12 protein-coding genes and 1 pseudogene are annotated in these 12,011 nt (G+C 73.1%); 6 read left to right on the top strand and 7 right to left on the bottom strand.

Annotated features, from left to right (window positions below; genetic code table 11):
• From ACFFJG_RS09885 to ACFFJG_RS09865, 5 genes and pseudogenes are all read left to right on the top strand, one after another.
• Window positions 1-252 (top strand): annotated as a pseudogene (locus tag ACFFJG_RS09885) (membrane protein insertase YidC); the annotation flags it as partial.
• Between the two features lie 63 nt (window positions 253-315).
• A complete protein-coding gene (locus tag ACFFJG_RS09880; protein WP_446686221.1) occupies window positions 316-852 on the top strand; it encodes a Jag family protein in 537 nt (178 codons plus the stop codon).
• A 53-nt stretch (window positions 853-905) separates the two neighbouring features.
• Entirely contained in the window at window positions 906-1,589 is a 684-nt protein-coding gene (rsmG, locus tag ACFFJG_RS09875) for a 16S rRNA (guanine(527)-N(7))-methyltransferase RsmG (protein WP_378518481.1), read from the top strand.
• 34 nt (window positions 1,590-1,623) lie between these two features.
• On the top strand, window positions 1,624-2,745 hold the full coding sequence (locus tag ACFFJG_RS09870) for a ParA family protein (protein WP_378518480.1): 1,122 nt from the start codon (window positions 1,624-1,626) through the stop codon (window positions 2,743-2,745).
• Complete coding sequence (locus ACFFJG_RS09865; RefSeq protein WP_378518478.1) at window positions 2,742-3,719, top strand: ParB/RepB/Spo0J family partition protein; 978 nt, start codon at window positions 2,742-2,744, stop codon at window positions 3,717-3,719. Before ACFFJG_RS09870 ends, ACFFJG_RS09865 begins: the two co-directional genes overlap by 4 nt.
• Before the next feature lie 308 nt (window positions 3,720-4,027).
• Here ACFFJG_RS09865 and ACFFJG_RS09860 read toward each other — a convergent pair whose 3' ends face one another.
• Both ACFFJG_RS09860 and ACFFJG_RS09855 read right to left on the bottom strand, forming a co-directional pair.
• Window positions 4,028-4,804, bottom strand: a complete 777-nt coding sequence (locus ACFFJG_RS09860; protein ID WP_378518476.1) for a lysophospholipid acyltransferase family protein — start codon at window positions 4,802-4,804, stop codon at window positions 4,028-4,030.
• Between the two features lie 47 nt (window positions 4,805-4,851).
• The gene (locus tag ACFFJG_RS09855) at window positions 4,852-6,066 is read right to left on the bottom strand and encodes a pyridoxal phosphate-dependent aminotransferase (protein ID WP_378518474.1); all 1,215 of its coding nucleotides are present in this window, start codon (window positions 6,064-6,066) and stop codon (window positions 4,852-4,854) included.
• Window positions 6,067-6,108: 42 nt separating this feature from the next.
• Here ACFFJG_RS09855 and ACFFJG_RS09850 point away from each other — a divergent pair, with 42 nt between their 5' ends.
• A complete protein-coding gene (locus ACFFJG_RS09850; RefSeq protein WP_378518472.1) occupies window positions 6,109-6,753 on the top strand; it encodes a GNAT family N-acetyltransferase in 645 nt (214 codons plus the stop codon).
• A gap of 17 nt (window positions 6,754-6,770) precedes the next feature.
• Here ACFFJG_RS09850 and trxA read toward each other — a convergent pair whose 3' ends face one another.
• The 5 genes from trxA to ACFFJG_RS09825 form a co-directional block, all read right to left on the bottom strand.
• Complete coding sequence (gene trxA, locus ACFFJG_RS09845) at window positions 6,771-7,094, bottom strand: thioredoxin (RefSeq protein ID WP_121136662.1); 324 nt, start codon at window positions 7,092-7,094, stop codon at window positions 6,771-6,773.
• A gap of 290 nt (window positions 7,095-7,384) precedes the next feature.
• On the bottom strand, window positions 7,385-8,398 hold the full coding sequence (gene trxB, locus ACFFJG_RS09840; RefSeq protein ID WP_378518470.1) for a thioredoxin-disulfide reductase: 1,014 nt from the start codon (window positions 8,396-8,398) through the stop codon (window positions 7,385-7,387).
• A 92-nt stretch (window positions 8,399-8,490) separates the two neighbouring features.
• Window positions 8,491-9,270, bottom strand: coding sequence for a hypothetical protein (locus ACFFJG_RS09835; protein ID WP_378518469.1), 780 nt, complete (start codon window positions 9,268-9,270; stop codon window positions 8,491-8,493).
• Between the two features lie 91 nt (window positions 9,271-9,361).
• The gene (gene sigM / locus ACFFJG_RS09830) at window positions 9,362-10,027 is read right to left on the bottom strand and encodes an RNA polymerase sigma factor SigM (protein ID WP_378518467.1); all 666 of its coding nucleotides are present in this window, start codon (window positions 10,025-10,027) and stop codon (window positions 9,362-9,364) included.
• Window positions 10,024-11,961 (bottom strand): protein kinase family protein, encoded by a 1,938-nt coding sequence (locus tag ACFFJG_RS09825; RefSeq protein WP_378519474.1) that lies wholly within the window; start codon window positions 11,959-11,961, stop codon window positions 10,024-10,026. Before ACFFJG_RS09825 ends, sigM begins: the two co-directional genes overlap by 4 nt.
• Between the last annotated feature and the right edge of the window lie 50 nt (window positions 11,962-12,011).

Here is a 12,011-nt window from a genome sequence, read left to right as displayed (position 1 = left end):
CTCTGGACGATGTGCCAGCAGTTCTACGTGATCCGCAACAACCCGGCCCCGGGGACCCCGGCTGCCGCGGCCAAGGAGGAGCGCGACCGCGAGAAGGCTGCCCGCAAGGGGCTCAAGACCCCGGCGCAGCTCGAGGAGGAGCGCCTTGCCGCCGAGGCGGACGCCAAGCGCGAGGAGAAGGCCGACACCCGGGTGCAGCCGCAGCGTCAGACCAAGGCCCAGCGCGCCACCAAGAGCAAGAAGAAGCGCTGACACCGACCTCCCACGGTGCCCCGCCCGCGGGGCCCGCACCTGATCCGAGAGCAGGAGACACACGTGACTGAGCAGATCACCGACACCGAGGCTGTCGTCGACGGCGGCACCGACGAGGGGACCGCCGCCTCCCGCCCGTCGAAGATCGAGCGCCTCGAGCACGAGGGCGACATCGCTGCGGACTACCTCGAGGAGCTCCTCGACATCGCGGACCTCGACGGCGACATCGACATGGACGTCGAGGGCGACCGGGCGAGCGTGCAGATCGGCGGCGCCGACCTGAGCATCCTGGTCGGGCGCAACGGCGAGGTGCTGGAGGCGCTGCAGGAGCTCACCCGGCTCGCCGTCTACCGCGAGACCGGCGAGCGGTCGCGACTGATGCTCGACGTGGGTGGCCACCGGGCCGAGCAGCGCACGCGTCTCGAGGCCCTTGCGGAGAAGTCGATCGCTCAGGTGAAGGAGTCCGGCGAGCAGGTCTCGCTCGAGCCGATGAGCGCCTTCGAGCGGAAGGTCGTCCACGACGTCGTCGCGGCGGCTGGCCTGACGTCGGAGTCCGAGGGCGCCGAGCCCAAGCGCCACGTGGTGATCCTCCCCGCGTGAGCGACGACGTTTCACGTGGAACGACACCCTCCGTGCCTGCAGAGGCACGGAGGGTGTTCACGTCCGAGCGCCTGGTCCTGGCGGAGCGCTACACCGAGCTGCTCGCCACCGAGGGCGTGGTGCGCGGGCTGATCGGCCCACGGGAGGCGCCCCGGCTGTGGGACCGGCACGTCCTGAACTCGGCCGTGGTGGCCGAGGCGGTCGACGAGGGGTCGACCCTGTGCGACATCGGCAGCGGAGCCGGGCTGCCCGGTCTGGTGCTCGCGATCGCCCGCCCCGACCTGTCGGTGACGCTCGTCGAGCCGCTGCTGCGTCGGACCACGTTCCTCGAGGAGGTCGTCGAGGAGCTGGAGCTCGCGCACGTGCGGGTCGTGCGCGGACGAGCCGAGGACCTGCACGGCGTGGAGACCTACGACGTCGTCACCTCCCGGGCCGTTGCGCCCCTCGATCGGCTGTTGACGTGGTCGATGCCGCTGGTGAAGCCCACCGGCGCGCTCGTGGCGATGAAGGGCCGCAGCATCAGCGACGAGATCGAGGCGGCCGGTCCCGTCCTGACGCGGTACCGCTGCGGGACCCCTGACGTGGTCGAGGTGGGCGCCGGCACGGTGGATCCGCCCGCGACGCTGGTGCGGGTGCCGTGGGCGGATCCGGCCCGGATAGGTTGGCCCCTGGCAGTCGACAGTCGTCGGGGTCAGCAGCGTCGGTCGCGACGTGCGGCCCAGCGAGAGGTGAAGTGACGTGACCGAGGGTCCGACCGAGAACCGGCCGTCCGTGCCCGGCACCCGCAGCGGTGACTCCGAGTTTTCCACCGAGTGGAACCGGGGTGCTGAGCGTGAAGATCCACAGGATGAGGCGGTTCATCCACAGGCCAGCGGTCCCGGTGCTGTTTCACGTGAAACGGCGACCGCACCGGCGGAGAGCGGTGTTTCACGTGAAACACGCCCGGCCTGGCAGGTCCGCACGGCCGGCGACCTGGCCACCGATGCCCTCGACATCGAGCACCACAACACTCCCCTCGCCCAGGCCGCGCAGCACTCCGTACTGGCCCGCAGCGGTGGCCTCCGGCGCCAGGGGGCACCCCGGCCCGACGCGACGCGCGTCTTCGTCGTGGCGAACCAGAAGGGCGGCGTGGGCAAGACGACGTCGACGGTCAACGTCGCGGCCGGACTCGCGCAGCTCGGCCAGCGCGTGCTGGTCATCGACCTCGACCCGCAGGGCAACGCGTCGACCGCCCTGAGCATCGACCACCACCGGGGGGTTCCCTCCACCTACGACATGCTCGTCGACGGTCAGCCCCTGGCCGAGGTGATGAGCGAGTGCGCCGACCTGCCGGGCCTCTGGGTCGTCCCCGCGACCATCGACCTGGCCGGGGCGGAGATCGAGCTGGTCAGCGTCGTCGCCCGCGAGCAACGCCTCGCGCGAGCGATCGCGGCGCACCCCCTCGTCGGCACGGCGGACGAGGTCGGCGAGGACCGCTTCGACTACGTCTTCGTCGACTGCCCGCCGTCGCTGGGCCTGCTCACCCTGAACGCCCTGGTCGCCGGCCGCGAGATGTTCATCCCGATCCAGGCGGAGTACTACGCCCTCGAGGGCCTGGGACAGCTCCTGGAGACGGTCGAGATGGTGCGGCAGCACCTCAACCCCCAGCTGACCGTGTCGACCATCCTGCTGACGATGTACGACGCGCGCACCCGCCTGGCCGCGGGCGTCGCGGAGGAGGTCAGGAGCCACTTCGGGGACCAGGTGCTCAAGACGGCCGTCCCCCGGTCGGTGCGCGTGTCGGAGGCGCCGTCCTACGGGCAGACCGTGATGACCTACGATCCTGCGTCGGCGGGTGCGCTGTCCTACCTGGAGGCGGCGCGGGAGATCGCCAGCAAGGGAGCACCGGCATGAGCAGCACCCCGCCTCGTCGCGGGCTCGGGCGCGGGCTCGGCTCGCTGATCCCGACCTCTCCCTCCCAGCCCGCTCCTCCGGCCACGCAGACGCCCGCGGTCACCGAGAACGGCGGCACCGCCGAGGAATCCTCGCTGCCCGACCGCGCCGCCGGCACCGTCGCGGGTGCGTACTTCGCGGAGCTGCCGATCACACAGGTGCGTCCCAACGCCCGGCAGCCGCGCCAGGTCTTCGAGGAGGAGGCGCTGGCCGAGCTGGTGCACTCGATCCGCGAGGTCGGCCTGCTCCAGCCCGTCGTGGTGCGCCGGACCGGTGAGGACGCGTACGAGCTCATCATGGGCGAGCGTCGCTGGCGTGCCTCCCAGGAGGCCGGCCGCGAGACGATCCCCGCCATCGTCCGGGAGACCGACGACGACGACATGCTCCGCGACGCGCTGCTGGAGAACCTGCACCGCTCCCAGCTCAACCCCCTCGAGGAGGCTGCCGCCTACGGGCAGCTGCTCGAGGACTTCGGCTGCACGCACGAGGAGCTGGCCCAGCGCATCGGCCGCTCGCGCCCGCAGATCTCGAACACGCTGCGACTGCTGAAGCTCTCGCCCGCGGTCCAGCGCCGCGTCGCGGCCGGGGTCCTCTCCGCAGGCCACGCACGCGCGCTGCTGAGCGTGGACGACGAGACCCTCCAGGACAAGCTGGCGGCGCGCGTCACCGCGGAGGGGATCTCGGTGCGCGGCCTGGAGGAGATCGTGTCCCTCGGTGTCGAGGACGAGCAGGCTCCCCGTGTCGTCCGTCGCAAGCCGGTCGCCCCCGGCCTCGACGACCTCGCCGAACGGCTCTCCGACCGGCTCGAGACGCGCGTCAAGGTCGACCTCGGCAAGGCCAAGGGCAAGATCACGGTCGAGTTCGCCAGCCTGGACGACCTGCGCCGCATCGTCGACATCATGGACCCGCGCAACCGCGACGACCGGCCGATCTGAGCCGTCCGGCGGCCGCTCCCGGCTCGATCCTGAGCCTTGCAGCGCCCTCCACGGCACTGACGGGGGCTCCGCACCTCGCTGAGGATCGTTCCTGGAGAACTTGCGGACCTCGATCCGACCCGTCCAGGCCCCCTGTACCGGTCAACTGAGGACGTGACTGGGGAGAAGCGCCCGCCCAGGCGCCCACGGCGTCCTCAGATGACGAGCCGTGAGCGGGGGTCGACAGCAAGGAGCTGGCTTAGGAGCGCGTCACCCACGCGAAAGTCGACAAAACGACAGGTCGCCAAATTGACAGGTCGATGGAACGACTAGTCGCTCTGTCGCTTCGCGCGCTTCTCGGCACGACGACGGGCGCGGGCGCGCTTCTCCTCGGCGTCGAGGCGGGCGGCCTCCTCCAACGTGGGGGCCGAACCGCCCATCGACGCCGGCACCCACCAGGAGCCCGGAGGCTGCTCGTCGGCGGGGTAGGACGCGACGACCTCGGCGAGCATCGCCGACATCCGGGCCTTGAGCTCGGCGGTCTCCGCGACCGGGTCCTCGCCCGTGGGGTGCAGGGGCTCCCCGACCTTGATCGCGATCGTCTTGCCGCGGGAGAAGTCGCGCGGGTGGTCCTTGGTCATCATCCGCTGCGTGCCCCAGAGGATCACCGGCACGAGCGGTACGCCCGCCTCGGCGGCGATGCGCACCGCACCGGTCTTGATCTCCTTCAGCTCCATCGCGCGCGAGATCGTGGCCTCCGGGAAGATGCCGACCGCCTCGCCCTGGCGCAGGTGGTCGACCGCGGTGTGGAAGCTCGCGATCCCCTCGCCCCGGTCGACCTCGATGTGGTGCAGGGAGCGCATGAGCGGCCCGACCCAGCGGTGGTCGAAGAGCTCGCGCTTGGCCATGAACCGCACCAGGCGGCCCGACGGGTGCGCCGCGAAGCCCCCGTAGATGAAGTCGACGTAGCCGATGTGGTTGTAGGCCAGGAGCACACCGCCCTCGCGGGGCACGTGCTCCGTGCCGGTCATCTGGAACCGCTGGCCCAGGGCCCGGAACGCGACCTTGGCGGTGACGATGATCGGCGGGTAGGTGACGTCGCGCATGGCGAGGAGCCTAGGGTCCGGCGGACCGCCGCCGCGACCCTTCGTGATCAGCGTCGCGCGGCCAGGAAGTCGGCGATCCGGCCGATCGCCTCCTCGAGCACGCTCGCCTCCGGGAGCGTCACGAGCCGGAAGTGGTCGGGCGCCGGCCAGTTGAAGCCGGTGCCGTGGGTGACGAGGATCTTCTTGGCCCGCAGCAGGTCGATGACGAACTCCTGGTCGTCGTCGATCGGGTAGACCTCCGGGTCGAGCCGCGGGAAGCAGTAGAGCGCCCCGCGGGGCTTGACGCTGCTGACGCCGGGGATGTCGTTGAGCAGGCGGTGGGCGAGCATCGACTGCTCGTAGAAGCGGCCCCCGGGGCCGATCAGCTCCTCGATGGACTGGTAGCCGCCGAGCGCCGTCTGGATGGCGTGCTGCGCCGGCACGTTGGCGCACATGCGCATGTTCGCGATGAGGGTGAGGCCCTCCAGGAAATCGGTGGCCACCTCCTTGGGGCCGGAGATCATCACCCAGCCCGCGCGGTAGCCGCACACCCGGTAGGCCTTGGACAGCCCGGAGAACGTCAGCGTCAGGACGTCGTTGCCGCCGTAGGTCGCGGCGTGGTGGTGCACGGCGTCCTCGAAGAGGATCTTCTCGTAGATCTCGTCGGCCATCACCACCAGCTGGTGGCGCCGGGCGATGTCGACGAGGCCCTTGACCGTCTCCTCGCTGTAGACCGCCCCCGTGGGGTTGTTGGGGTTGATGATCACCAGTGCATGGGTGTTCTCGGTGATCTTGGCCTCGATGTCGGCGAGGTCGGGGTTCCAGTCGTCGGCCTCGTCGCAGCGGTAGTGCACCGGGATGCCGCCGGCGAGCGTCACCGCACCGGTCCACAACGGGTAGTCGGGGGCCGGGACCAGGATCTCGTTGCCGTCGTCGACGAAGGCCTGCAGCACCATCGAGATCAGCTCGGAGACGCCGTTGCCGATGAAGATGTCCTCGACGCCCACGTCGCGCAGCCCGCGGGCCTGGTAGTAGTGCATGACCGCGGTGCGTGCGGACCAGATGCCCTGGGAGTCGGCGTACCCCGTCGCCTGCGGCAGGTGGTGGATCATGTCGGCGAGGATCTGCTCGGGCGCCTCGAAGCCGAACGGTGCGGTGTTGCCGATGTTGAGCTTGAGGATGCGGTGCCCCTCGGCCTCGAGGCGCTGGGCCTCGACGAGGATCGGCCCGCGCACGTCGTAGCGGACTCCCTGCAGCTTCTTGCTCTGTCGGATCGGGCGCACGCCTCATCCTCTCAGGCCGGCCGCGGCGCTAGCATCGACGTCGTGTCCCGCAAGACCGTGCGCCTGACGGTCGACCACCTCGCGGAGCTGGCCGAGCCGGTGCGCTCCTGCCTGTTCTGGGAGCTCGGGCCGGTCGACCGGGCACGGCTCGACGGAGCCGAGCGGGTCGCGCAGAAGGAGCAGTGGCTCTCGGAGATGCTGCGGGAGTGGGGCTCGTGCGGTCGGGTGCTCCGCGTGGACGGGCGCACCGTCGGGCACGTCCTGTACGCGCCCCCCGCCTGGCTCCCGGGCGCTGCCGCGCTGCCGACCGCTCCGACCTCGCCGGACGCGGTCGTCGCGGCGACCGCGTGGATCGACCCGGCCTGGCGCCGCGGCGGTCTCGGGCGGGTGCTGGTGCAGGCGATGGCCGCCGACCTCGTCGAGCGCGGGCACACCGCCGTCGAGGCCTACGGGGACACCCGTGGGCGGGCCGACGGCTGCGTGCTGCCTGCGGAGTTCTGGGGCAGCGTCGGGTTCAAGACCCAGCGCGCGCACCCCACGACCCCGCGGATGCGGATGGAGCTGCGCACGACGCTGAGCTGGAAGGACGAGGTCGAGGCGGCGCTGGAGCGGATCTGGGGCGTCGTGCGCCCCACGCAGAAGGCGACCCGCCCGATCGGATCGGTGCGGGCCGCCTCCGGCGACTGAACGGGCTCTCGGCCGGGTCAGATGATCCCGTCGAGCTCCTTGAGGAGCGCGGCCTTCGGCTTGGCGCCGACGATGGACTTCACGACCTCGCCGCCCTGGTAGACGTTGATCGTCGGGATGCCGGTCACGCGGTAGGACGACGGCGTGACGGGGTTCTCGTCGACGTTCATCTTCAGGAAGGTGAGCTTCTCACCGTGCTCCTTGTTGAGCTCGTCGAGGATCGGGGCGACCTGGCGGCACGGACCGCACCACTCCGCCCAGAAGTCCACCAGGACGGGCTTGTCGGACTTGAGGACCTGCGCCTCGAACTCGGCGTCGGTCACGGCGGCGATGTCGGCCACTGCTTGCCCCTTTCATCGGTTGTCTCGCGTTGCCCGGGTGGGCATCACCTGAGTCAACACCACCCCCCTGACACTTGTTCCCCTCGTCCCGGTGGCGGGCTCGCAGCGGGCCCACGGCGGGGTAGTCCAGCGGCACGACGTCGTCCAGGGGGCGGGTCCACGACGTTCTGCCACTGGACTACCCGGCGAGGGGGCGGTCCACCCGGGGACGGCACGAGGCCCGCGCCGTGGGGCGCGGGCCTCGGTGTGGTGCTGGAGGTGCGGGTGGGGCATGACCGCCCCGGCGTCGGTCAGGCGCCGGCGGCCTGCACCTGCTCCTCGATGGCCTCGACCGTGGCGGCGGCGCCGCCGGCGGTGGAGGCCTCGTGGTCGAGGGCCGCGATGAAGCGCTCGGCGTCGAGGGCGGCCTGGCAGCCGGTGCCGGCGGCCGTGATGGCCTGGCGGTAGTGGTGGTCGACCAGGTCGCCCGCGGCGAACACGCCGGGCAGGTTGGTGCGGGTCGAGGGGTGGTCGACGAGCACGTAGCCCTCGTCGTCGAGGTCGACCTGGCCGGTCAGGAGCTCCGAGCGCGGGTCGTGGCCGATCGCGATGAACAGGCCGGTCACGTCGAGGCCGCGCTCCTCCCCGGTGACGGTGTCGCGGAGGGTGATCGACTCGAGCTTGTCGGTGCCGTTGATCTCGGCGACCTCGGCGTTCCAGACCATCTCGAGCTTGGGGTCGGCGAAGGCACGCTCCTGCATGATCTTCGACGCGCGCAGCTCGCCGCGGCGGTGCACCAGGTAGACCTTGGAGGCGAAGCGGGTGAGGAAGGTGGCCTCCTCGACGGCCGAGTCGCCACCGCCGATGACCGCGATGGCCTGCTCGCGGAAGAAGAAGCCGTCGCACGTCGCGCACCAGGACACGCCGCGACCCGACAGCTCGTCCTCGCGGGGCAGGCCGAGCTTGCGGTAGCCCGAGCCGGTGGCCAGGACGACCGAGCGCGCGGTGTAGGTGTCGGTGGCGGTCCTGACGACCTTGACGTCACCGGTGAGGTCGACCTCGACGACGTCGTCGGCGATGAGCTCGGCACCGAAGCGCTCGGCCTGGGCGCGCATCTCGTCCATCAGGGCCGGGCCCATGATGCCGTCGCGGAAGCCGGGGAAGTTCTCCACCTCGGTGGTGTTCATCAGTGCGCCGCCGGCGGTGACGGAGCCCTCGAAGACGAGGGGGTTCAGCGCCGCGCGGGCGGCGTAGACGGCGGCGGTGTAGCCCGAGGGGCCCGATCCGATGATGATGACGTTGCGGGTCTCGGTCGAGGTGCTCATGCTGCTCAGCTGCTCCTGAGGGGGCTCGGGTGTGGGGCGTACGACGTGCTCAACAGATCGTAGGCCAGCGCTGTTCCCGTGCCGGGCGGCGCTCAGGGCGCCGGGAGCGTGACGGTGCGCACGGGGGCGGGGAGGTCGCAGACGTAGAGCGCCACCTCCTGCGTGCCGGCGACCGGCCGTCGGTAGACCACGAGGCCGGCCTCGCCGTCCACCTCGGCCGCGACCCGCCTGCCGGGGCCGGTGCGCGGCGCCAGGCACGCTGCGGAGGAGTCGAACGAGCCGAGCCCTCCCGCGCCGCGCGGCTCGGCGCTGGGTCGCAGGGCCAGCAGGGCGTCGGCCAGCGCGTCGTCGTCGGTGGCGAGGGCCGGCGGCGCGGCCTCGGGCGAGGCCTTCTCGCTCTTGAGCTGGGGTGCGACCTGCGAGGACGAGTCGTCCTGCCCCTCCGCCGCGGAGCCACCCCCGCCGAGGTCCCGGTCGAGGCTGCTGCCGCCGTCGCCGGAGGCTGCGGAGTCGCTGCTGCCGCCGCCGGTCGGGAGCCCCTGGCCGATCGCCACGCCGGCCACCACGACCGCGGCGGCGGCGAGCAGGCCGGCCCCCGCGAGGCGCCGGCGACGCGCGGCGAGGTCGACGACGGGAGCCGCGGGGGTCGAGACGGCTGTGTCGGTGGGGTCGGCCGGGTCGGTGGAGTGGGCGGGGTCGGCGGTGTCCTCGAGGGGTGCGGGCGTGCCGGGGGTGCGCTCGGCGACCAGCCCGGCGAGCACCCCGTCGAGGCGGGCGACGACCTCGGGAGGCGTGGACCCGCGGTGGCGCGCGTCGGCGAGGAGGCGGCGTACGGCGTCCTGCTCGGGCGGCAGGCCGGGTGCGTCGCTCACGCGGGGTCACCTCCTCGGGTCACGGGGGTCGGGGACGGTCTGGTCAGGGCAGGTCAGGGGCGGTGGAGCAGTCGGGCGGGCGGTGCGGGGCTCAGGGGGCCGGCGGCCCCCGGGGCCGGACGGTGTCTTGGACGACCTGCCCGGGGCCGGGGTTCCCGTGAGCCGGCTCACCGGCCGGGAGGCGGAGGTCGAGGAGGAGGGTGGCCAGCCGGGCCCGGCCCCGCGAGCAGCGGGACTTCACCGTGCCCTCGGCGCAGCCGAGCATCTGCGCCACCTCGGCGACCGGGTAGCCCTCCATGTCGACCAGCACCAGGGCCGCGCGCTGGTCGGGAGGCAGGGTGCCGAGCGCGGCGAGCACCCGGCGGCGGCGCTCGGCGGTCTCGGCCGCGGTCTCCGGCTCGTCGTCGTGCTCGGCGGTGGCGACGAGGGCGCCGCGGTCCTCGACGTCGTCGGGCATGGCCTCGAGGCGGCGGATCTTCGCCGCGCGCATCCGGTCGAGGCAGGCGTTGACGACCACCCGGTGCAGCCACGTCGTGACCGCGGCCTCGCCGCGGAACGACCCGGCGCGGCGGAAGGCCGCGATCATGCCGTCCTGCAGGCCGTCGGCGGCGTCCTCGGGGTTGCCCATCGTGCGCAGCGCCACCGCCCACAGCCGGTCGCGGTGGCGCGCGAACAGCTCGCCGAACGCGTCGGCGTCGCCGTCGACGTGCGCCGCCAGCAGCTCGCGGTCCGAGCGTCCCCCGTGCTCCTGGCTCACCCGAGCACCTGCACCTCGGAGATCGTGCCGCGGAACCCGTCGGGGACCGGCGGCAGCAGGGTCAGCCAGACCGTGACGTAGCGGCCCGACACGGCGTCGGGGAGGTCGATCGTGAGCGCGCCGGTGCCCGACGCGGTGCCGACCGGGCTCAGGTCGCCGACGCCGGTCGGCGCGGTCGCGGTGACGTAGGCCGCCAGGGAGGTCTGGCCGCCGTCGGTGGTGACGACCACACGGCGCACGCCCTTGGTGGCGCCGAGGTCGACGACGAGGCCGACGCCCGTCTTGAGACCGCCCGGGCCGAAGTTCTGCTTGTAGGTGGAGGTGCTCCAGGTGGTGGCGGGGTCACCGTCGAGCACGTTGGGCACCGACTCGGGGTTCTCGTCCTGGGGCGGGGACCCCTGGGGGTCGAAGTCGTCGGCGGAGAGCCCGGTGAACGGCGTCGGCTCGGTCGCCGACGGCGCCGCGGAGCTCGACGGCTCGTCGGCGGGGTCGTCCGAGGGCGGCTTGAGCCCCAGCTGGTAGGCCGCCACGGCGGCCACCACGACCAGCGCCAGCACGCCGACGGCGATCGCCAGCCGGAACCAGCTCCGGCCCGGCACCTCCCCGGTGTCGTCGAGGCCTTCGCCGGTGCCCCAGCGGTCGTCGGTCCATGCGCCCGACGACCACGCGCCGGTGTCGCGGGCGAGCGGGCGTACACCGGAGTCGCGACCGCCGTCCTGCGAGGAGTCCCACGGCCAGTAGTCCGGGCCGCCCGACGCTGCGCGGCTGCCCGGGCGTGGCCGTCGTACGGGCTGGCCCTCGGGCGGGTCCGGGGCGAAGAGGGGCTTGGGCGCGGGCTGCTCGAGCGGTGGCGGCGGGGCCGGCTTGTCGGCGCGCGCGCGCAGCCAGTCGACCTCGTCGTCGTCGTGGAACACCGGCATCCCCGCCTCGGTGGGCAGGTCCGGGGCCGACGAGACGTCGCCGGTCGCGTCGAGCGGCGGGTCGGGCTCAGCCGTCGCTGCCTGCTCGGCCTGCTGTACGGGCGCCTGCGCGGGGGTCTGCTCGGGGGTCTGCTCCGGCGTGGGGTCGGGGTCGTCCGGCTCGCCCGGGTCGTCCGGGGTGGGGCTGGCCACCGTGGGCTGGTCGACGACCGGGACCGGTTGGGTGGGTGCGCCGGTGCGGGCACCGGCGACCGGGACGTGGGTGCCGGTGAGGTCGCCGACGTAGTCGAGGAGCAGGTCGCGCACGGCCCGGGCGCTGTGGTCGGCGGGCGCGCCGGCGGACGGGTTGAGCACCTGGTCGCACAGCGTGTCGAGGGGGCGGGGGATGCCGGCGCGCACCCGGCGCGGGCGCAGCACCATGCCGTGGGCCTCGGGCGCGGGCGGCAGCGCGGAGTCGGACACGCCCGGCCACTTGCCGGTGAGGGCGGCGTAGAGCAGGGCCACGAGGTCGATCTCGTCGACGCCGGTGCGCCCCGGGGGCAGGCCGCGGAGCGCGGCGTCGCAGCCGAACCCGATGATCCGGACCTGGCCGTGCTGGTCGACCAGCACGTTCTCGGGAGCGAGCCGGCCGTGGGCCAGGCCGAGTGCGTGCGCCTCGGCGATGGTGTCGGCCACCTCGGCCACGAGCCAGGCGGCGCGGCGGGGCGGGAGCGGGCCCTCGCGGACGAGCAGCACGTCGAGCGAGTCGCCCTGGCCCCACTCGTGCACGACGTAGCAGCGGCCGTCGGCGACCTCGGCGTCGAGCACCCGCAGCAGCCGGCGGTCGATCACCGGTCCGGCGGTGCGGGCAGCCTCGAGGAGCGCCGTGGCCCGCTCGTCGTCGGCGGCCAGGACGTGCACGGCGACGGGGCGGCGCAGCACCTGGTCGTGGGCCCGCCAGAACCGCCCGGTGCCGTTCTCGGCGAGCAGGTCGTCGAGGCGGTAGCGGCGCGCGAGGACGTCGCCGGCCTGCATCGACCTCACCATCGCGCACCTCCCTCCGCTCGAGACCCGACCCGCCGCTT

This window comes from Nocardioides zeicaulis, assembly GCF_042432345.1.
Taxonomy (GTDB): domain Bacteria; phylum Actinomycetota; class Actinomycetes; order Propionibacteriales; family Nocardioidaceae; genus Nocardioides; species Nocardioides zeicaulis.
Note: the sequence above shows the minus strand (reverse complement) of the source record. Positions and strands in the feature narration are given on the sequence as shown.

Coding starts and splice junctions, on each gene's coding strand:
- trxB (WP_378518470.1), bottom strand. CDS start 8,398: ATGAGCACCTCGACCGAGACCCGCAACGTCATCATCATCGGATCGGGC.
- ACFFJG_RS09865 (WP_378518478.1), top strand. CDS start 2,742: ATGAGCAGCACCCCGCCTCGTCGCGGGCTCGGGCGCGGGCTCGGCTCG.
- ACFFJG_RS09860 (WP_378518476.1), bottom strand. CDS start 4,804: ATGCGCGACGTCACCTACCCGCCGATCATCGTCACCGCCAAGGTCGCG.
- ACFFJG_RS09825 (WP_378519474.1), bottom strand. CDS start 11,961: ATGCAGGCCGGCGACGTCCTCGCGCGCCGCTACCGCCTCGACGACCTG.